Source organism: Mycoplasma phocoeninasale (assembly GCF_012934885.1).
In the GTDB taxonomy this organism is placed as follows: domain Bacteria; phylum Bacillota_I; class Bacilli_A; order Mycoplasmatales; family Metamycoplasmataceae; genus Metamycoplasma; species Metamycoplasma phocoeninasale.
The window spans coordinates 108,583-130,600 of sequence record NZ_CP051480.1; the positions used below are offsets into that span (position 1 = coordinate 108,583).

The following is a 22,018-nucleotide window of genomic DNA, read 5'->3' on the forward strand; positions in this document are numbered from 1 at the left end:
CTACTTTTAAAATTAGTATTTTTAGAATCAATTCTTCTGGTAATAACTAAAATTCTTATACTGCCATCTACCTAATCCATTGTCTAAATGTAGGAAGTAAAGATAATGCAAAAAATTCAAAAGAAAACAAGCTAAAAATACAATTCATATACTTACTAAAATATGGTTTTATTTATATATAAATAAATATTAAAATTAATATCGAAAAAAGTATATCACTAATCAAATTTTTTATGTCTTAATTTGAGTTAAAATTACCACTGTTTAATAAAATAATTGTTAAGGGTTATCCGGTTATATTGATGGCTATGATAATAAATATTTATCAAGTATAAAACAAACGTAAATTTATAATTATAAAAATAATTTTAAATATTAGCTAGTAAGTATTTAGCGCCTTTAAAAAATAATTTACTGGGATTTCGTTTGTTGAATGTATAAGAATTGTTAGTTTTTAATTACATGAAGTAAACTAAAAATTAATATATTGCTTTTTATTGCAAATAATAAGAAGATAAATAGTTTTAATGCGATGTGCTAGCCTTTGTTTATTTAATCAATAGTGAAATGATATTAGCAATAAGTCGAATCTAATTATTTTAGAATTCATTGAATTTAATATGGGAATTAGCATGTCTATTATTTACTAAAATGCCTTGCACTGTTTTTACATAAACTAAACATAAAATGCTTGCATTAATTTCTTTACTAATAAATCAATTTCAATATTCTCTAATTATCTCTACATAACTATTTATCTTTGGATTTTAAATGAATAAAATAAACTATTTATTTGATATTTACAGAAAATTTAAATATGATGATTAATGAATGCGTCATAAAATAACTATTAAGTTTTTTAAAAACATAAATAATATTTCAATTATAAAAAATAAAGCTGGCCAGTAAGCCAACTAATTTCATTAATTAATGATATGGCAGGGGTTAAAGGAATCGAACCCTTACAAACAGTTTTGGAGACTGCAGCACTACCATTATACTAAACCCCCATATAAGAAATTTTATCTTATAATATTGAATAAAATTTCCTATTTTGCAATTTTGAATAAACAGATGTCACCATCTTGCATTTCATAATTTTTGCCTTCAAGACAGATCTTTCCTGCTTCTCTGCAACCTCTTTCCCCATTAAATTTAACATAATCATCAAATTTAATTACTTCGGCTTTTACGAATTTTTTTTCAAAATCAGTATGAATAATTCCAGCACACTCAGCAGCATTCATGCCTTTTTTAAAAGTTCAGGCTCGAGCTTCAATTTCGCCTGCCGTAAAATATGTGGCCTGATTTAGTAGATAAAAGCTTTCTTTGATTATTCTATCAATCCCTGATTCAGAAATGTTATACTCTGATAAGAATACTTTTTTCTCTTCATCATCAAACCGTGAAATTTCATGCTCTAATTTAATACATATTGGAATGACAATTTCATTTTTTTTTGATAAAAAATCATTTAAGCTTTGAAAATGTTTGGCATTTTTTATATCTTTAAAATCTTCCTCTGATAAATTAGCAACATATATTGTTGGTTTATCAGTTAACAATTGATATTTGCTAATTATTGCTTTCTCTTCTAAGTTTAGATCGATATTCTTAATCATTAATTCATCTTCTAATGATTTGCGAATTTTTTGAAGAGTTTCAAATTCAACTTTCAGTTCCTTTTCGTTAGTATTGTGAACCTTTTTTGACATTCGAGCAATAATATTTTCAACAGTTTGCAAATCGGCTAGAATGAGTTCCAAATTTATAACCTTTAAATCGTCTACTGGAGAGATTCGATCATTAACATGAAGAATATCCTGATTCTCAAAGCATCTAATAACATGAACAATTGCATCTACCTCACGAATATTAGCCAAAAATTTATTGCCCAAACCTTCACCTTTAGATGCGCCAGCAACTAAACCAGCAATATCAACAAATTGAAAAGTTGCTTCAACTATTTTCTTTGTATTAACAATTTCAGCCAATCTCTTTAAGCGAACATCGTGTAAATTAACAATAGCCACATTAGGCTCAATAGTTGTAAAGGCATAATTGGAAGCTTCTGCTTCTACTAAAGTTAATGCTGAGAAAAGACTACTTTTTCCTACATTAGGTAAACCAATGATTCCTGCTTTTAAAGACATTTTTTCTCCTATTTAAATTATAAAAATAAATTATTTTTTGATTGCATCATTGTAACTTAATGATAATTTATAAGAAGAATTTCACTTCTTAATTTCTTCATCAAGAATTAGTCCATCTTTAAGAATTTGTGAATAATAATTTCTATTATCGCCATGTAAGATCAAATTTTGAATTGTTAATGGTCTATTATATCCGTCATATAGAGGAACTAGTGGACTTTCTCAACCATTAGAATGAGGAACTAATGAATACGATTTAAGTCCTTTGTGGCTATAATTTCATTTTTCATATCTTTTTCCAAATGGAAGTGGTGAAGTTTCTCAAACCTTATCTCATAAATCCTTTTTTATAATTAGGTCATAATTGAAACTTTGCAGTCTAGATTTTGCTTTATTATATTTCTCTTGCAATTTAGAACGAAATTCTAATAAATTATTTCAATCCTGACTTTGAAATTTCATTCAGTTTGATAATTTATTATCATAATATCCTTGTTTTTTATCATCAGCAAAAAATTGTCTAGGATTTTCTGCTAGTTGAATACCCAAAATGTATTTGAATGGATTACCATTAAAATCTGGATGCCAAAAGTAATCATTTGAATAGGAAAATTTATATTTATTAGAAACCCCTAATCTTATATAAGCATCATTGACATCATAATAACTACTTTTATTATTATTTTTATTGATTATATTTTCTTCATTTGTCAAAGTACGATTGTATCAAAAAGTTTTATACAACATAAATGCTAGTCTATTAAACTCGGCAACAAATTTATCATACATTTCTTTTCCCTGAACACTATTTTTTAGAGCTTCACTATATGGAATTAAAATGCTTGCTCTTTTTCCTTTTTTGCTAGAGATTAATAATTCTACATTGTTATCGTTATAGTTAAGTTTGTAACTTGTTTCCAAGTTAAATTGGGCTTGATAATCTTCAAATCTAAAAAAATTACTAATATTTGAATATTTTTTATTGTATTCAGCCTTAATTAAATTTGATGATTTGATGTTATTAATTACATAAGTGCCTACTGTTTGATTAATAATTTGTCTATCAAGATTAACATGATCCTTTGCTATTGCATTAACCAAGATATTTTTTTGGTTGGTATCTAAAGTCTCAAATACTCTTTCGCTAAATTCTTTAGATCATTTATTATCTTTATTTTGTTTAAGTATAGATATTCATGTTCTAAATTCATTAATAAAATTTTGAATTTCAGATTTTCTTCCAAAGATATTATAGAAATAACTGTAATCATTTTTTCTTTCAATAATTTGATTTTTAATATTTTCTAATGAATCAAATAATTCTGAATTATTAAAATATTTTCAACCTGAGTTATCATTACCTTTTCATTTATCTAGATTGTTTATTTGATATTTTTTGATAATATCATCAAAGAATTCTTTTTCATTTGTAGAATCATAATAAATATAATTTTTCATATTTATAAAATCAATTAATATATCAATATCTCGTTGTAATAAAACGAAATCTTCTCTTAAATTTGCAAATGTCGGAGGAAGTATTGAGGTTTCACTCACTTTTTCGCTAAATACTAATTCATCTTCTGGGTTTTCAAATTTCCTATAAAGTTCATACACTACTATCAAATTATTTGGTATAACTTCTTTATTTGTAATGTCTCATAGTAAATTATTTTCATCTCTTAGCTGATATTTATTACCAGAAATCACTACACTGCTATTATTTTCTAATTTGACATCATTAATAGTTGTTTTATCCTTAGCATATTCAATTGTTCAATCATTATTATGTTTATGAATATAATTTAATTTTTTGATATTAGAATCTTTAAAATCCCTTGATTTCTTTTTACTATCAATAAATATTTGAATATTTGTATATAAATTTTTATTTCTATTGTTTAAAATGACTAATTTTTCAGATGCATTTTCGGTTTTCTTAGATATTTCCAAAAATAAGTTAAAATCAAATTCGTATTTATGTCTGTTTTTTAATGAATTAATTTTTTCCTGATCTAAATTTTGATCCTCTAATCTTTTAAATTCAGCATTATATTTAGCTAAACCAAGTCCATATAAATTAATGTAATCACTAATTATTTGTTTCTTAGCTTCTCATTCATCAACGGTGATATCTTTTGTTAGATTGCCTAAAACATAATCTCTCATTTGTGACTTAGAACTCTCAAAAGTCGCATCTAATCCACTGATATAGTCAATAATATCTTTACGTTTTTTAATAAACAAATTGATTTTTTCTTCTAGGTTTTTGAAGTCTGTTCCATTATAGATAGCATTAATATAATTGCTTAAAACTTTCTTATCACGACTTATTTTTGTCTTTGAGTCATCATTTCACATGAATAAAGAGTCAGTTTCAAAATATTGTTTAATTAAAGCTCTATCAGCATTATTTTCATAAAAGTTTATTCAATTATCATAGCTTGTGACGAAGTCACGTAAAACACTCAAAAAGTTCTCATTTTCAATATTTTTCGAGTAATTATTACTATTATAAATTTGAGGAACATTTAGGTCGTATGCAAAAACTGAGCGGTCGTCAATTTTTTGATCACGATCATAGTAGAACAGTTTATCATTAATTTCATACTTATTGCCGCCGCTATTGAAAAACTCATCAACTGTTTTTTTTCATTCAGAGTCATTAACATTATCGAATTTAAATTCGACTTTTTTAGACTCATATTTTTCTTTAAGTTCTTTTTCATTTAGCAGTAGATTTTTCCAAATGTCATAACTCTGCATGAAGTCTTTAACAAGTTTTTCATTTGAAAGATATCTTTCATAAGTTCACTTACGATCGTTCATTCACTCATTCAAATCAATATCAAAACGTGAAGATGCGCCTTCAATATATTCTTTTAAAGATTTTAAAATCGTGTCCGAATTTTTTCGGAAGTTATCGCTATTATAAATTTCAGCTTTGTAGTCATTTCAATCCTTTGCGACCTTTGCTTTTGTTGCAACTCATTGGCTTTTAATGATTGGTAATGATTGATCTATTCATGACTTCTTGTAATAATTATTACCATTAATTTTAAAAGTGTCCTCACTAATGTTTAATGAATCATAGTATTGTTTAAAGTTGGCCTTAAAATTATTTAAATCGCTTTCTTGTTCAGATGTAACATCATAATTTAGTATATATACTTTATCCGTAGTATCTTTTTCTACGCCATAATCTGGAAAGATAATTTGATAATTAAGTCTTAATCAGAATCTATTATCTTTTTTAGAATTTAAATTATCATGCTTTTCAATAAATTTAACATCTTCTGCATTAAGTTGAGTTTTATCAATAGCTTCAATTTGTAACCTTTTAAAGTTATTAGTATTTAAATCATTTTTTATTAAATAAGAGTATTGAGTTTCGGCGCTTTGTGAGTTTTTTAATTTCTCCGCTCATCTTTCGACATTTGCGTCTTGAAGATCAACGTCCAAGTCATAATTATTATTTAAAATGCCTAAATAAGTGTCACGATGTTTTTCTGAGTCAGCTAAAAGTTCTTTCAGTTTGTTGATATTATTAGTATTTAAACGGTCTTGTAAGCCACTTTTAACTTTAGAATTATCTTTTAAAGGTTCAATTGTTTCTTCTATCTTAGATTTATAATTTTGAATTTTTGATTTTAGTTCTTTTAATGCACTTGAAAGATCCGAATCGTTTACTAATTCATTTTTGAATGCTTCTCTAGCGTCAACTTTGCTTTTTCCGCTAGCATTTTTTTCTTGTAAAATTAGTTCATTGATTCGTTTTTGATGTTTTTCTTCTAAACCCGCTCAGTATCCATTTTCGTTTTTCATAGATTCAACACCGCTAGCATATTCCTTATCTCAGTAGCCATCTAATTTGCCTATTTGAGTTTCATCTAAGGGCTTGCCATCTATTTCTGAATCTTTTTTTATTAATTCTGATATCTCTTCAAGGCTTGACAATTTAGCCATGATATCATTAAATAAATCTGTTTTATATTCTTCATTAAGTTTAGCAATAAGTTGATTTACTTCATTTAATCTATTTCTATAAAAATAATTAATGTTTTCATTACTGCTCAATTCATTAAAAATTCTATTTACTATTTTTTTGTTTTTTTTGTGTTTGTTATTAAGTAATAAAACAGCAGTTGTGGCTATTGATATTGCTCCAACTAATATTGCTCCTGATCACATTAATCTCTTAAATTTTGGTTTTGTCATTTATAACTCCTAATTTTTGAATTATATTTTTAACAATATTCTTTTTACGCAAGATAAAATATTTACAAATATTGTTTATTTTTTGATTGGGGATATTTAAAAAAATAAACACTAAGTAAACGTTAAAAGAAATAAACTAAAAACATAACCTATGTATTGACTCTAAATATTATTATTTATAAATAATAAATAAATAAATATTAAATTAGTAGTATATCACTAAAAAGAATTTTACTCTTAATTTTTAAGTAAAATTAACAATTTTGTTATAAAAGCATAGTAATTATAGTTATTATTTTATAATAATAAGAAATTCTTATAAAACGCCTAGATAATGATTGCAATAGATAGCTAATGAATAATCTTAAATATATCGAAAAAGTTAAAGCGTCTTTAGGAAAATAATGTTTATTTATTAATTCAGTTATTGTTTAATTTTTTTAACAATTAGTAAATATAAGAATAGTAGAAAAATTATCTAATAAGTAGTTATATCAATTTTTTTTAATATAAAATAATAGCACTTATAAAAGGAGGAGTATGTACAAAAATTTTAATGATGGAATGATTGAAATTATCACTGGTCCGATGTTTTCGGGAAAGAGTGAAGAATTACTTAAAAAAATACGAATCTTAGAATATGCCAAACTAAAACCACTTGTTATAAAACCTACTTTTGACAATAGATTCTCTGATGATAGTATTGTGAGTCGAGCAGGAACAAAGAACAAAACTTTCACAATCAAAGAACCAAAAGAAATCTACGAATTACTATTAAAAGACAAATATAAAGCGATCCTAATTGATGAAGCACACTTTTTTGATAAAAGTCTAGTAAATATTGCTGATGATCTAGCTAATAAAGGATATTTAATCATTATTGCTGGTTTGGACCAAAATTATCTTCGTGAACCTTTCGGACCAATGCCAGAATTAATGGCAATAGCCGAAAGAATTACTAAATTACAAGCAATATGCGTTAAATGCCAACACGCAGCATCAACAAGTTTTCGAATTGTAAAATCTGATAAAGAACATCTACTTGGTGATGTCTCTGAATATGAAGCCCGTTGCAGAAAATGTCACTACAGAAATATAAAATAAAAACACCGTTTAGTGTTTTTTTATTATCGTTAGTAGCCCATTGCTTCTTCATACTCTTCAAGATTACCATAAAATAAATAACTTGAATGTGGTTTTATTTCTAAAATAACTGATGCGCATTCTTTAATCATTGCACGGTTATAGGTTGTAAAAATACATGAACTTTTATATGACTTAATTGCTTCAATTAGGCTATCAATTGATTCGGAATCAAGGTGGTCAAGTGGCTGATCAAAAATTAAAAAATTACTTTCTTCTAACATTAATTTCGACATCATTAGTCGCACTTTTTCACCACCACTAGTTACAGCAACATTCTTGAAAACGCTATCATTTGAAAATAACATTCTTCCAAGAAATGCTCGCATTCTTGAATCACTATTATCTTTAGTTTCTTGAGTTGTATTATTTAGAGGCCATTTACTAATTCATTCAAGAATAGTTTCATCATTTTGGAAATATTCGCTATTATTGGTTGGGAAATAATTTGGTTTAATTGTAATTCCCCAGTTCACGGTTCCTCTAGTAGGTTGCCTTTTTCCTGCTAATATCTCTAAAAATCTAGTTTTAGCAATATCATCATTACCAATAATTACCATTTTATCATCAGCACGCAGGTTAAAAGAAACATCCTCGAATAAAACTTCGCCAGCATCATTAATATAAGTTAAATTTTCAACCGATAGTATTTGTTTTCCAGGTAAACGATTTAAATCAAATTTAATAAAAGGATATTTACGAGAAGATGGTTTAATTTCATCAATAACTAATTTATCAAGTAATTTTTTCCGACTTGTTGCTTGTTTAGATTTAGAGGCATTTGCCGAGAATCTCGCAATAAATTCTTTAAGCTTTTGGGCTTGTTCTTCTTTTCTTAAATTTTGTTTTTGTTGCATATCCAAAATTAATTGTGAAGAGGTTTTTCAAAAAGTATAATTACCTACAAATAATTTTGCCTCAGAGAAATCAATATCGACAATGTGAGTACAAATTTCATCTAAAAAATCACTGTCATGGCTAACAACAATAACAATATTATCGTAGTTAACTAAAAAGTTTTCAAGTCATTTAATTGTTTTTAAATCTAGTCTATTAGTTGGTTCATCCATAATAAGAATATCGGGGTTTCCGAATAGTGCTTTAGCTAATAGAACTTTAACTTTGTCATTTGCCTTTAAGTCAGACATTTTCATTTCCCATTTTTCAGGACCGATGCCTAAATTAGAGAGTAAAATTTGAGCATCATTTTCTGAGTTTCATCCACCCATTTCGCCATATTTTTGCTCAAGATGACTTGCCCTTTCAAAATCTTTATCAGTTGCATTTGGGTCAAGGTAGATATTATTTTTTTCAATGTTTAGATCGTATAATTCTTTATTACCCATAATTACAACTTCAGTGACAATAAAATCATCATATTCATTTTGATTTTGGCTTAGAACTGACATTCTGGCATTTTTTTCTTTGATGATTTGACCCCCCGAGGCTTCGATTTCACCGCTAATGATTTTTAAAAATGTTGATTTTCCAACACCATTTGCTCCAATGATTCCATAAACATTTCCTGGTAAAAATTTTAAATTCACATTGGTGAATAATTTTTTATCGGGAAAAATTTTACTTAAATTACTAATTTCCAACATACTTACTCTCCTTAATCTATTTTATTATTACTTGATTGAATTCGATTATCACAAGATAATATAAATATTATATTAATTTAGCAAAAAGTTCACAAACTTTAATAAAAAATGCTAGCACCAATTTCTAGCATTATTATTTTTTATTTTCAGTGAGTTTTTTCTTTAGATACAACTCTTCAATCAAACGATATTTAGTTTGATCTTCTTGGACAAAGGTTTCATTAATATTCAAGGGTTTATTGTCAATCTCATTAACAATCATTGACAAGGTATTATCTTTGAAATACACTACTCCTTTGTCAACATAATAAGTTTGTAAATGTGGAGATGATTTTGAATTTATGTAAATCATCGAAGGGATTAGTGAGGAGATAAATTGAGTGGCATTTGCCATCAATCCAACTTCACCTTCAGTTGTTCTAAAAGTGCAAATATCAGTATTAACATCAAGAAATACACCGTGTGGAGTGGTAATAATGACTCTAATCGTATTACTTGCCATTATCCTTTATAAACTACTCCAAGTTTTTTAGCTTTTTCAATGACATCATTGATGGTTCCGACATATAAAAAGGCTTCCTCAGGTAATTCATCATATTTACCACTAAGAATTTCCTTAAATGAATTAATAGTGTCTTCTAACTTGATATATTTGCCCTGAATTCCAGAGAATTTCTCAGCCACAAAAAATGGTTGAGATAAGAAATTTCTGATTCTTCTTGCTCGCGCAACAATTTTTTTGTCATCTTCACTTAATTCATGCATTCCAAGAATTGCGATAATATCTTGCAATTCCTTAAAGCGTTGTAAAATGTTCTGAACAGCTCTGGCAGTGTTATAGTGTTCTAGTCCAACAATATTTGGATCCATCATTCTTGAATTTGAACCTAATGGATCAATTGCAGGATAGATTCCTAAAGCAGCAATATCACGATCTAAAACTGTTTTGGCATCAAGGTGAGTAAAAGTTGTGGCTGGCGCTGGGTCAGTCAAGTCATCTGCTGGTACATAAACGGCTTGAACAGATGTAATGGCTCCCTTATTAGTTGATGTTATTCTTTCTTGAAGTTGACCCATTTCAACGGCTAAAGTCGGTTGATATCCAACAGCCGATGGCATACGTCCAAGTAAGGCAGAAACTTCAGATCCAGCTTGAGTAAATCTAAAAATATTATCAATAAATAGAAGAACGTCTTGCCCCATTGAGTCTCTAAAATATTCCGCCATTGTCAAAGCAGTATAAGGAGCTCTCATTCTTGCCCCTGGAGGTTCATTCATTTGTCCAAACACTAGGGCAGTCTTATCCAAAACTCCACTAGCCTTCATTTCGTGGTATAAGTCATTACCTTCACGGGTTCTTTCTCCAACCCCAGCAAAAACCGAAAGTCCACCATGCTGCTTGGCAATGTTATTAATTAGTTCTTGAATTAAAACAGTTTTGCCAACTCCCGCACCACCGAATAAACCAATTTTTCCACCTTTAATATAGGGAATTAATAGGTCAATAACCTTGATTCCGGTTTCAAAAATTTCAAGAGTAGATTTTTGTTCTTCATAGCTGGGTGCAGTGCGGTGAATTGGTAGCTTGGTAGTAAAACTTCCGCCAAGTAAATCAATTGGTTCACCAAGCACGTTAAACATTCTTGATAAAACATTTTTACCCACTGGTGCCATAATAGGTGAATTAAGATCAAGAACTTTCATTCCCCTTCTTAATCCGATTGTTAAATTCATAGCAATAGTTCGAACTGTATCATTTCCAATGTGCTGAGCTACCTCTAGAATTTGGTCACCTTGAAATTTTTCTTTTACTTCATTATCAACAATTTTTAATGCACTTAAGATTTTGGGGCTTTTACCCTCTTCGAATCTGACGTCAATAACAGAACCCAAAATTTGGGTGATAACCCCATAATTTGGTTTATTGCTCTTGCTAGAAACTATCGCTTCAGATTCGACACTATTAGTTTTTTTCCTTGGCATAATTAACCTTTCCTTTTCTAACTTGCTCCATTAACAATTTCTGTCAATTCTTGCGTAATTTTGGCTTGTCTTGAACTATTATATTCAACTTTAAGATTATCAATTAAATCTTCGGCATTGTCACTTGCTTGTTCCATTGCTGTTCTTCTTTGGCTCATTTCTGATAATTTAGAGCTTGTTAAAGCATGATACATTGACGCTTCAAAAAATAATGAGAAAGAATTTTTTAAAATTTCTTCAGGTTTTGTTTCAAAGCTCTCAGGATCAATTTTTTCAACCACATGGGATGAATTTAGCTTTAAAATTGTATCTTTTGAAATGGGGAAAATCTCTTGAACTATTGGATCTGATTTTATGGGATTTATATAATTTGTATATATTAATTTAACTGATTTAAGTAGTGAAATTTCTAATACATCATAGACTTTTTTTGATATTAGTTTAGCAATATCATATCCAGGATCATCGCCAACTTGAGTAATGGCTTGAATTATTCGAAAAGATTTATCTCTACCAATAGTACTTAGTAGTTTGCTTCCAATGACAATTACAATATCTTCTGGGTGAACTTCTCTTTTAATGGTTTTAAACATTTCCGAGTTAAATGCGCCACAAAGACCAAGATCACTACCGAAAACAATGTACAAATCACGTTTGTGGTGAAAATCTCAGGCTTTTTTATTCAGAAGTTTATCAATATCTTGCTCCGAATTTTGGATAAGATTGATAAATAATCTTTGAACATTTTGATAGTAGATATCAACATTTTCCGATTTATTTTTAATTTTTGAGAATTTTGCTGTGGCAACAAGTTGCATAGCTTTTGTTATCTTTTTAGTAGAATTAATTGAATTAATCCGATGCTTTATTTTTTGTAAGCTTTCCATGGCAATTCTGGCACTTCTGAGTAAAGATCTTTATTATAGAGTGGGATGTTTTTTACAAAATCATTATTGAACTCAATAATTTTGTTATATAGTTTTTCAATTAATTCATTATTTCAATCTTTAGCACCTTCAACGTCTCTGGCAATATTAATTGCATCAGCGTTGTTTTTGAAATAATTAATAATACTTGATACATATTTGTTTAAATGATTTTTAGGAATCACATTAATTAATCTGTATTTAGTACAGAATAGAATAAGAATTTGTTCAAATGATGAGTAAGGTGAGTATTGTGGTTGTTTTAGTAGCTCAAAAACTTTAGCACCATGATCCAGCACAATTCTTGTTGCTTGATCAAGATCGCTTCCAAACTGAGCGAAAGATAGCATTTCGTTGTATTGAGCTAGCTCTAATTTCAAACTAGAAACAATTTTTTTCATCATTTTTGTTTGCGCAGCCGATCCTACCCGGCTAACTGAATATCCAATGTCAATTGCTGGTCTTTGTCCAGAGTTAAATAGTGATTCTTTGGTAAATATTTGTCCATCAGTAATTGAAATAACATTAGTAGGAATATATGCCGCAATGTCTTCAGCTTGAGTTTCGATAATTGGTAAGGCAGTAATTGACCCGCCACCATTACTTGCATTTAAACGGGCAGCTCTTTCTAGCAGCTGTGAATGTAGATAGAAAACGTCACCTGGGTATGCTTCACGTCCTGGTGGTCTTCTTAGTAGAAGTGATAGTGTCCGATAAGCAACAGCATGTTTTGAAAGGTCATCATAGACAATTAGAACATCTCGACCCTTAGACATTCATTCCTCAGCAATGGTAACTCCAGTATATGGAGCAACATATTGAAGCGGAGCACTTTCAGCTGCAGAAGCAGCAATAATTGTTGTATACTTAAGTGCTTCATGCTTATCAAGCTGGTCAACTATTTGAGTGATTGTCGAATTCTTTTGTCCAATAGCGACATAAATACAGTAAACATTTTTATCTTTTTGGTTAAGAATTGTATCAATTGCAATCGCAGTTTTTCCAGTTTGACGGTCACCGATAATTAGCTCTCTTTGCCCTTTTCCAATTGGAATCATCGCGTCAATTGCTAAAATTCCGGTTTGAAGTGATTCAGTTACTTCTTGACGTGTCATAACACCAGGCGCAATTTTGAATATTGGGCGTCTTATTTCATATGCTATTTCTCCTTTTCCATCAATAGGTTCTGCTAAAGCATTTACCACTCTTCCTAAAAGTTTATCGCCAACAGGAGAAGAAATAACTTCTTTAGTTCTAGTAACTAAGCTATTTTCAACAATGTTTCGGTCATCTCCCATAACAACAATTCCAACTAAATCTTCTTCGAGATTTAAGGCCATACCAAATATTCCACATTCGAACTTAACAAGTTCACCATGTTCTACATTAGTCAATCCACTAACTAAAGCAATTCCATCTCCAACAGTAATGACCTTACCAATCTGTTCATATGAAATATCTTGGCTAAAATTTTTAATCTGAGATTTGATAATAGCTGATAAATCAGTTGGTTTTAATGGCATATTTTCTCCTTTCGTTTAATTAATTTGTTTTTTAATTTTATTTAATTGACCAAAGACAGAGTTATCAATTAAGAAGTCGTCAACTTTGATCTTAATTCCACCAATAATTTCTGGTGTTACTTCATTTATAAGATGAACATTTGAGTTTAATTTTTTTGAAATTTTACTTTCAAATTTTTTGATTTCAGCAGCAGTTAGTGCTTTAACGGTAAAAATCGTCCCGTATTTAATATTTAATTTTTCATTTGCTAGCTCAACAAATTTATTAAAAATTTCAATTAAGTATTTTATTGTATGTTGCTTTGATGCTAGTTTAATGGTATTAATTAAATATTCATGATAGTTACCAAATGCCTTATCAATCATTTTAAATTTTTCAATATCATTAATATCATATGAATTTAAAAATGACAAATATGCTTTATTTTTTTTAACAATTTTAACAATTTCGGCAGCTTGATTAGCTATCTCTGGTAAATTATTGCTGTTTCTTGCCAGATCAAATAGCGCAAATGATCAATTGTAAATTAGTTCATTTAAATTAGTCATAATCTACTTTTCATCTAAGACATCTTTAATCATTTTGAGGTTGTCTTTATTTTTAATCTCTCTACCTAAAATTTTTTCTGATAGTGCTACAGCACTTTCGATAATTAGCTTCTTTTGATTTTTTTCAAATTCGGATTGTTTTTTATTGATCAAAATGTCAGCTTGCGAAATAATTATTTCTGCTTTTCGTTTGGCTTGCATCGTACTATTATCAATAATTTTTTCACCCTCAATCTTAGCAAGTGAAATGATGTTATTAGCTTGTAAGTCAGCATCAATAATTTTTTTATCGTTTTCTTCACGAATTTTTAAAGCATCTTCTTTTGCCTTGATTGAGTCATCGATGTTATTTTGAATAAATTTTTGACGCTTTTGAACCATCTTTTTAAGTGGTTTATAAACTAAAAAAGTAATTATTAAAACAATAATGCATAATGTAATTAATGAAAATACAAAATATGGTCAATTAAAACTCAAGCCAGAAAATGCTTTGTTTAATTCCTCACTTACATCAGCTTCTCTAATTTTGGAATAGTTAAATAATAATTTTTCCATGTTATACGAAAATTAGTAATAAAGCAATAATTAAACAATAGATTGAAGCAGTTTCAACAATTGCCAGTCCCAAAATTAAAACACCACGTACTTTAGAAGCTGATTCTGGGTTTTTTCCTATCGCTTCACAGGCTTTAGCAACAGCCATACCTTGTCCAATTGAAACAAGACCAGCTCCAGCAATGGCAAGACCAGCTCCTAGCATTGTTAGTCCATAGGCAAATGGATAATTAAGGCCACTACCAGCATTTGCTTTATCTTGATCAAAAGCGTTGATTAATAGGTTAAGTTTTTCATTCATGTTTTTCTTCTCCTTTAAGTTGTTATATTTATTTTATTATCAATGTCAAGTTGATTTCCCTGATCATTATTTTCTACAATTAATTCTTTTAGCTCTTTAATTTTTTTCTTATGTTTTTCTTTTACTTCAACTTCGGAAGCCTCTTGTCAGTATGATATTGTTAGTATCATAAATACACCAGCTTGAATTAAGTCATCAAATAAATCAAAATATAAATTAAATGATGGCAGTATTAGTACTCCAAATGGATTAATTTGAGCGGCAGCTGAATCTGAAGGTACTCCTAAAATTTTTGATCAGATATTATTTAGGAAAAGACTTGATAGTGTTATCAGTACAAGACCACCTAAAATGTTCCCGAACATACGGAAAGTTAAACTAATAACTGGTGATATTGTTGAAACTATTTCTAATGGGTTTAGCAATTTTAGCAAGTGTTTAAACTTGTTATAGATGAAACCAACCATCAATGTCCCAACCCATGTAACTGCTGTAGCTGCTAAAACCGCAGAGATACTTGAACCAATAGGGGCAAAGCCAAATAATGAAACAATATTTCCAAAAAAGAAAAAGATAAATAATGAAATCAAATAAGGATTTGCGCGATCAAATTTTCTTTCATGGGTTTCACTAATGAAATTGTCACTCGAAATAATTAGTGTCTCAACTAACATAAGTGGAGCATTTGGAGCTTTAATCGTTTTTTGACGACGAACAGCAATATAAATTAATACTGATAGCACTAATGTAATAAAAATTAAAACAATCATACTAAATATTAAATTATCATTAGCATAAGCTTTGCCTTTTTCGGGAGCTCCTCATCAATTAAGTTTGAGTATTTTGTCCATATCCCCCCTTTCCAAGAATTTGTTTATTTTTAAAATATTCAATTAACACAGTAGTGATAGATTGAATCATAAAAATTAAATATGGGGTAACAATCGTAAAGATATTAAAAGGTTGCTGTCCAACACTTATTCACCCATACTTTACTTTGAATAGATAGTTAAAGATTGCAAATAAGATAATTACTAAAAAATTACAAAACTCTATAATTAAAAAAAGCACGACGCCTAATGTCCTAATTTTTCTAATTCGCTTTTGTGGTTTTTTTGTCGATATTACTTTAATGGGTACATAAATCGAAACCAAGAACAAACAAAAACTAATTATCCCAACAATATGGCCTAATGCTAAATCATATCTTATAAATGAAAATGCCAAATACATCATCATCATTGCGGCATTAAGTGTGATATTGATTATTCAAAATCTTCTATTCAATATTTCTTTCATTTTACTTAAATCGGTTAATCAAATAACCATAATTATTATATGCCTTTTTTGGATAATGGTAAATAATTATAATTTTTTACAAATTCAAAATTTGGTAGCTAATTTTTGTATGTTAATTTCTTTAATTTAAGTTAAAAAAGCTATGGCATTTTCAAAAATTATTATTAATTTATCACTTGAATAGTTAGAGTGCTAAAAAAGTGCTATAATGTTTTTAGAAAATGATTTAAGGAGGAAGCATGCAAGCATCATTTACACCAAATGAACAAAATAAAAACCCACTAAAAGCCTATGGAAGGGATCTAACTGAGCTAGCACAACAAAACAAACTAGAACCAGTTATTAATCGCGACGAAGAAATTCGCTCACTCGTTAGAATCTTAAGTCGCAAGACAAAAAATAACCCTGTCCTAGTGGGTGAACCAGGAACCGGAAAAACCGCAATTGTTGAAGGATTAGCACGTAAAATTGTTGAAAATCAAGTACCAGAAAACCTAAAAAATAAACAAGTAGTTGAAATTGATTTGGCCTCTTTAGTTGCAGGAACACAATATCGTGGTCAATTTGAAGAGAGATTAAAGTCATTAGTTAAAGAAGTTGAAAAATCTAATGGGGAAATAATTTTATTCATTGATGAAATTCATACCATTGTCGGTGCTGGTGCTACTGGTGAGGGAAGTATGGATGCAGCCAATATTCTAAAACCAATGATGGCAAGAGGACAACTTCACCTAATTGGGGCAACAACATTAGATGAATATCGTAAATATATCGAAAAAGACTCTGCACTAGAAAGAAGAATGCAAAAGGTTATGATTTCCGAACCTTCTGTTGAAGACACTATTAACATACTACGGGGAATTAAAGAGCGTTTTGAGTCATTTCACCAAGTTAAAATTGAAGACAATGCTTTAGTAGCAGCAGCCAATTTATCAAATCGTTACATTTCTGATCGATTTTTGCCTGATAAAGCAATTGATCTTATCGATGAAGCGGCATCAAATATTAAAACAGAGATGAACTATTTGCCTGAATCACTTGAAAAAATTATTAATGAAATTACCAAGTTAGAAATTGAAAAAGCGGCACTTAAAAATACAGATAAGACAAATTCTAAAAAGAATGCTTCACGGTTACAAGAAATTGATGAATCTCTAAAAGAACTAAAAGCTAATAAGATCAAAATAGAAAACAACTGAGTTTCAGAAAAATCTGACGTTAAAAAATTGGCCTCAACAAAGGAACACATTGAAGAATTAAATCGTCAATTGCCAATTTTACAAAGTGAAGGTAACTACACTGAAGCATCAAAAATTATGTATGTATTGATGCCTGAACTTACTAAAACCCGTGATCTATTAGAAGAAAAAATTTTAGCTAGAAAGGAACGTCTTATCAAGGATTCAGTTGATGCTGAGGAAGTGGCAAGCATTGTAAGTAAATGAACTAAAATTCCGGTTGCAAAACTGCTACAAAGTGAGAAAGATAAAATTTTGCACTTAGAACAAACGCTACAAAAACGAGTAAAAGGACAAAGCAATGCGATTAAATTAGTATCCGAAGCCATTCAAAGATCAAAGGCAAACATTAACGATCCAAACCGTCCAATTGGTTCATTTCTATTTCTAGGTCCAACCGGAGTCGGCAAAACTGAAATGGCAAAAGCACTGGCAGAAGCCCTATTTGATGATGATAATCGAATTGTTCGCATTGATATGTCGGAATATATGGAAAAACATTCGGTTTCCAAACTAATTGGATCTCCTCCAGGATATGTCGGCTTTGATGAAGGTGGACAATTAACTGAAAGAATTAGACAAAATCCTTATTCAATTGTTCTCTTTGATGAAATTGAAAAAGCTCACATTGATGTACTTAATTTACTACTACAAATTCTTGATAATGGACAAGTAACAGACAGCCATGGGAAAAAAATCAATTTTAGAAATACCATTATTATCATGACTTCTAATTTAGGAAGTACCGAAATTGTTGAAAATAAAGTCAATGAAGATAATGTTAGATCACTTCTACTAAAAACACTAAAACCAGAATTTATTAACCGGATTGATGAAATTGTAATCTTCAATGCTCTAAGTCAAAACATTATTGAAGAAATTGTTAAATTAGAATTAGACAAGTTAATCAAACGAGTAGAAAACAATCATCCAATTCATCTTTCATATACCAACAATCTTATTAACTATATTGCCAAAAATGCCTATGACTCAGCATTTGGTGCAAGACCAATTAAAAGATACATTCAAAAGAATGTTGAAAATAAACTGGCAATTTTTATGATTAGTGAGCACATCTATGAAAATCAAGCTATTCAAATTACTCTAGACGAAAATGATCAAATCGAAATTGTTAGTCAATAGGCAAAAAAATATCAGGTTTATCACCTGATTTTTTTATATGGTACGCCCTGTGGGGATCGAACCCACGACCCAAGGATTAAGAGTCCTTTGCTCTGCCAGCTGAGCTAAGAGCGCAAATGTAACAATTAAATTATAATTAAAAAATAATTTTTTTAAATATATATCATAAAAAATATTTGTAATTCTGCCTTAAGAGTAACCATAGGCACTTTCTTATTTAATTTTAGATCAAAAAAATGTCTAATTTTAAGCTTTTTGCATTTTTTTTTAAAAAAAATAAAAATATATTGTTTTTTTGTGTATAATTTACTTGCTATTTAAATAATTAAATAGCAAGTAAGAAACATTATTTTTAGAAGAAAACATAGGATTTTTTTATAGAATTATTCATTTTTTGTAAACAAACAGGAAAATATAAAATTACATTAAAAATATATAATTAAAAAGTAGGATGTTAGATCCTGCTTTTAATTGTTTGAAATATATTTAGTATTTAGGAAATTATTTTAAGAGATTATTTAATACAACAAAATAATAGTATTTCATCCACTTTCCCCATTTATATATAATATTAGTTTTTATTCTCGAAAATAAAGATAAAAATCCTTAAATTTCCCCCTACTAAAATATCATAGAAAAATTAAGACATAAAAGTAAATAATAATTGAAATTTAAGACGACTAAATATTAATAATAATATCTATATTATATTTTTTATACTTATAAGTATTTATATATATAATTAATAATTGAGGAGTAAATATGTCAAAAATAATGAAAATTAATGCATATGAAGTTTTAGATAGTCGTGGTAATCCAACAGTTAAAGTAGAACTAATGACTGAAGCCGCATATTCAGAAGCACTAGTGCCTTCTGGCGCTTCAACTGGATCTAAAGAAGCTGTTGAATTAAGAGACAAAAATACTAAATATGAAAAAAACTGATTTGGCGGTAAAGGTGTACAAACCGCATGTGATAATGTTAATAATATTATTGCAAATAAACTAATTAATGAAGATGTTTTAAATCAAGAAAAAATTGACCAAATAATGATCGACCTTGATGGAACAGCAACTAAATCAAAACTAGGAGCAAACGCAATTTTAGCAGTTTCACTTGCCGTAGCTCGTGCCGCTGCAAAAGAACTTGAACTTCCACTGTACAGTTATTTAGCTTCGCTTGATAAACGTCAAGCTTACAAATTACCTGTGCCAATGTTAAATGTTATTAATGGTGGAGAACATGCATCGAATACCATTGATTTCCAAGAATTTATGATTATGCCACTTGGAGCAAAAACTTTTAAAGAAAGTATGCAAATGGCGAATATGGTTTTCCATACTCTTGCTAAATTACTAAAAGAAGCAGGACATGGAACCCAAGTTGGAGATGAAGGGGGATTTGCACCAAATCTTCATACCCATGAAGAGGCTTTAGATTTCCTTGTTAAGGCAATCGAAAAAGCCGGCTTTAAAGCAGCTACATCAGGAGAAAAAGCAATTGCTATTTGCCTAGATGCAGCTAGCTCAGAGCTATATAACAAAGAAACTAAAACCTATGTTTTCAAAAAATTCAAAAAAGCCATTGACGAAAAAAGAGCCGGGTTTGAAAAATATTCAAATCTTAAATACTCATTTACAACCGAAGAATTTGTAGAATACTACGGAACACTAATAGCAAAATATCCAATTATCTCAATTGAAGATTCTCATGATGAAAATGACTGAACTGGTTTTGAGTTGATGAATAAAAAATATGGTAAAAAAGTTCAACTAGTTGGCGATGACTTAATTGTAACTAATCCAAAATACATTAAAATGGCTATTGATAAAAAAGCAATTAATGCTTCTTTAATCAAAATTAACCAAATTGGTTCTCTAACTGAAACCATTGCTGCTATTAAAATGTCGCAAGATGCGAACCTAGTTCCAATTATTTCACATCGTTCTGGCGAAACAGAAGATACATTTATTGCTGATTTAGCTGTTGCTTTTAACACTGGAGAAATCAAAACCGGATCAATGTCAAGAACTGATAGAGTTGCCAAATACAATAGATTATTAAAAATTGAGATGGAATTAGGCGAAATGGCTAAATATGAAGGAATTGATGCCTTTCACAATTTAAAATAAAATATAAAAAATGTTGCCCAAAATCTGAGCAACGTTTTTTTTATAACTTTTAGTCAATTTTTACTTTAACTGATGCACCCATTGAAGTAGATACAACAATGTTTAAAACATAAACACCTTTAACAGTTTGTGGTTTTAATCTCTTAACTGTATTAATTAAAGTTTCAGCATTTTCAGCTAGAATTTTTGAATCCATTGATTTCTTTCCAACAGAAGCGTGAATAATTCCACCTTTGTCAGCACGATAATTAGCCTTACCTTTTTTAAGCTCTTCTACTGCTTTAGCAGGATTTGTAGTAACGGTACCAGTTTTAGGGTTTGGCATTAAACCTTTAGGACCTAATTTTTTACCGTATTTTCCTAATACTAGCATCATTTTTGGATCGGCAACAATTACATCAAAATCATATTTATCTTTGTTAAGAATTTCAGGAAGTTCTGCTGATGAATAAACATAATCAGCTCCAGCTTCTAATGATGCTTTTTGTGCAGCAGTTTCATCAGTCGCAACTAAAACCCTAACAGTTTTTCCAGTACCATGAGGTAGTAGAACTGATCCACGTAATTGTTGTTCTGATTTTCTTGTATCCAAATTTAATTTGATTGCAATGTCAAGTGATTCATCGAACTTAGCAAATGAAGCTTTTTTTGCTAATTCAATTGCTTCTGCTAATGAATAAACATCATTTTTATTAACTAGGCTTTTAACTGCTTTAACATTTTTAGATATTCTTTTTGCCATTAGTTAGCACCGCCTTTTAGTCATTCATCATATCCTTCAACTGTGATACCCATATTTTTTGCTGTTCCGGCAATTTGTTTCATTGCAGATTCAATTTTTGGTGAGTTTAAGTCAGGCAATTTATATTCAGCAATTTCTTTCAATTGTTCTAAAGTAATTGACCCAACTTTTTCTTTATTAGGTTTTCCACTACCTTTTTTAACCTTGGCAGCTTCAATTAATTTATAAGCTGTTGGGGCAGTAAATAATTTAAATGTAAATGATTTATCTTCATATACAGTTATCAAAACAGGAACCGGTTCAGATCCTCTGTCTTTAGTTTTGTCATTAAATGCTTTGGTAAACTCTGGCATGTTGATTCCAACACCCGCCAAAGATGGTCCGGGCTTAGCTTGCCCTGCATTAAATTGTAACTTGGCTTTTTTAACAATTTTTTTAGCCATAATAAAATCCTTTCGATTATTGTGGTGCAAATGAATTTAAATAAATTCTCCCACTTGCAAGAGGC

Annotated in this window: 17 protein-coding genes and 2 tRNA genes; 3 read left to right on the forward strand and 16 right to left on the reverse strand. The window is 29.3% G+C overall.

Going from position 1 to position 22,018, the window contains the following annotated elements:
* Positions 1-936: 936 nt before the first annotated feature.
* From HGG64_RS00540 to HGG64_RS00550, 3 genes are all read right to left on the reverse strand, one after another.
* A tRNA-Trp gene (locus HGG64_RS00540) sits at positions 937-1,010 on the reverse strand.
* A 39-nt stretch (positions 1,011-1,049) separates the two neighbouring features.
* Positions 1,050-2,153 (reverse strand): redox-regulated ATPase YchF, encoded by a 1,104-nt coding sequence (gene ychF / locus HGG64_RS00545; RefSeq protein WP_169580035.1) that lies wholly within the window; start codon positions 2,151-2,153, stop codon positions 1,050-1,052.
* A 30-nt stretch (positions 2,154-2,183) separates the two neighbouring features.
* A complete protein-coding gene (locus HGG64_RS00550) occupies positions 2,184-6,371 on the reverse strand; it encodes a hypothetical protein (protein ID WP_169580036.1) in 4,188 nt (1,395 codons plus the stop codon).
* 540 nt (positions 6,372-6,911) lie between these two features.
* Here HGG64_RS00550 and HGG64_RS00555 point away from each other — a divergent pair.
* Positions 6,912-7,475, forward strand: coding sequence for a thymidine kinase (locus tag HGG64_RS00555; RefSeq protein WP_169580037.1), 564 nt, complete (start codon positions 6,912-6,914; stop codon positions 7,473-7,475).
* Between the two features lie 29 nt (positions 7,476-7,504).
* On the opposite strand, the gene HGG64_RS00560 is transcribed toward HGG64_RS00555, so the two are convergent.
* From HGG64_RS00560 to HGG64_RS00605, 10 genes are all read right to left on the reverse strand, one after another.
* Entirely contained in the window at positions 7,505-9,118 is a 1,614-nt protein-coding gene (locus HGG64_RS00560) for an ABC-F family ATP-binding cassette domain-containing protein (protein WP_169580038.1), read from the reverse strand.
* 133 nt (positions 9,119-9,251) lie between these two features.
* Complete coding sequence (locus HGG64_RS00565) at positions 9,252-9,620, reverse strand: F0F1 ATP synthase subunit epsilon (RefSeq protein WP_169580039.1); 369 nt, start codon at positions 9,618-9,620, stop codon at positions 9,252-9,254.
* Positions 9,620-11,062: a F0F1 ATP synthase subunit beta gene (gene atpD, locus HGG64_RS00570; protein WP_169580511.1), complete on the reverse strand. Its 1,443-nt coding sequence runs from the start codon at positions 11,060-11,062 to the stop codon at positions 9,620-9,622. Before atpD ends, HGG64_RS00565 begins: the two co-directional genes overlap by 1 nt.
* Positions 11,063-11,118: 56 nt before the next feature.
* Complete coding sequence (gene atpG, locus HGG64_RS00575) at positions 11,119-11,988, reverse strand: ATP synthase F1 subunit gamma (RefSeq protein WP_169580040.1); 870 nt, start codon at positions 11,986-11,988, stop codon at positions 11,119-11,121.
* Positions 11,967-13,550 (reverse strand): F0F1 ATP synthase subunit alpha, encoded by a 1,584-nt coding sequence (gene atpA / locus HGG64_RS00580; protein WP_169580041.1) that lies wholly within the window; start codon positions 13,548-13,550, stop codon positions 11,967-11,969. The genes atpG and atpA overlap by 22 nt, the downstream gene beginning before the upstream one ends.
* Before the next feature lie 15 nt (positions 13,551-13,565).
* A complete protein-coding gene (locus HGG64_RS00585) occupies positions 13,566-14,099 on the reverse strand; it encodes a F0F1 ATP synthase subunit delta (RefSeq protein WP_169580042.1) in 534 nt (177 codons plus the stop codon).
* A gap of 3 nt (positions 14,100-14,102) precedes the next feature.
* Entirely contained in the window at positions 14,103-14,654 is a 552-nt protein-coding gene (locus HGG64_RS00590) for a F0F1 ATP synthase subunit B family protein (RefSeq protein ID WP_169580043.1), read from the reverse strand.
* Between the two features lies 1 nt (position 14,655).
* The gene (locus tag HGG64_RS00595; protein WP_169580044.1) at positions 14,656-14,955 is read right to left on the reverse strand and encodes an ATP synthase subunit c family protein; all 300 of its coding nucleotides are present in this window, start codon (positions 14,953-14,955) and stop codon (positions 14,656-14,658) included.
* Between the two features lie 14 nt (positions 14,956-14,969).
* Complete coding sequence (locus HGG64_RS00600) at positions 14,970-15,806, reverse strand: F0F1 ATP synthase subunit A (protein ID WP_169580045.1); 837 nt, start codon at positions 15,804-15,806, stop codon at positions 14,970-14,972.
* The gene (locus HGG64_RS00605) at positions 15,784-16,284 is read right to left on the reverse strand and encodes a hypothetical protein (RefSeq protein WP_169580046.1); all 501 of its coding nucleotides are present in this window, start codon (positions 16,282-16,284) and stop codon (positions 15,784-15,786) included. The genes HGG64_RS00600 and HGG64_RS00605 overlap by 23 nt, the downstream gene beginning before the upstream one ends.
* A gap of 209 nt (positions 16,285-16,493) precedes the next feature.
* On the opposite strand from HGG64_RS00605, the gene HGG64_RS00610 reads away from it, so the two are divergent.
* On the forward strand, positions 16,494-18,635 hold the full coding sequence (locus tag HGG64_RS00610) for an ATP-dependent Clp protease ATP-binding subunit (protein ID WP_169580047.1): 2,142 nt from the start codon (positions 16,494-16,496) through the stop codon (positions 18,633-18,635).
* Between the two features lie 38 nt (positions 18,636-18,673).
* Here the strand turns inward: HGG64_RS00610 and HGG64_RS00615 are convergent.
* A tRNA-Lys gene (locus tag HGG64_RS00615) sits at positions 18,674-18,749 on the reverse strand.
* Positions 18,750-19,397: 648 nt separating this feature from the next.
* Here HGG64_RS00615 and eno point away from each other — a divergent pair.
* Positions 19,398-20,768 (forward strand): phosphopyruvate hydratase, encoded by a 1,371-nt coding sequence (gene eno, locus HGG64_RS00620; protein ID WP_169580048.1) that lies wholly within the window; start codon positions 19,398-19,400, stop codon positions 20,766-20,768.
* Between the two features lie 49 nt (positions 20,769-20,817).
* Here eno and rplA read toward each other — a convergent pair whose 3' ends face one another.
* Positions 20,818-21,510, reverse strand: coding sequence for a 50S ribosomal protein L1 (rplA, locus tag HGG64_RS00625; RefSeq protein WP_169580049.1), 693 nt, complete (start codon positions 21,508-21,510; stop codon positions 20,818-20,820).
* Positions 21,510-21,953: a 50S ribosomal protein L11 gene (gene rplK, locus HGG64_RS00630; RefSeq protein WP_169580050.1), complete on the reverse strand. Its 444-nt coding sequence runs from the start codon at positions 21,951-21,953 to the stop codon at positions 21,510-21,512. Before rplK ends, rplA begins: the two co-directional genes overlap by 1 nt.
* Positions 21,954-22,018: the final 65 nt, after the last annotated feature.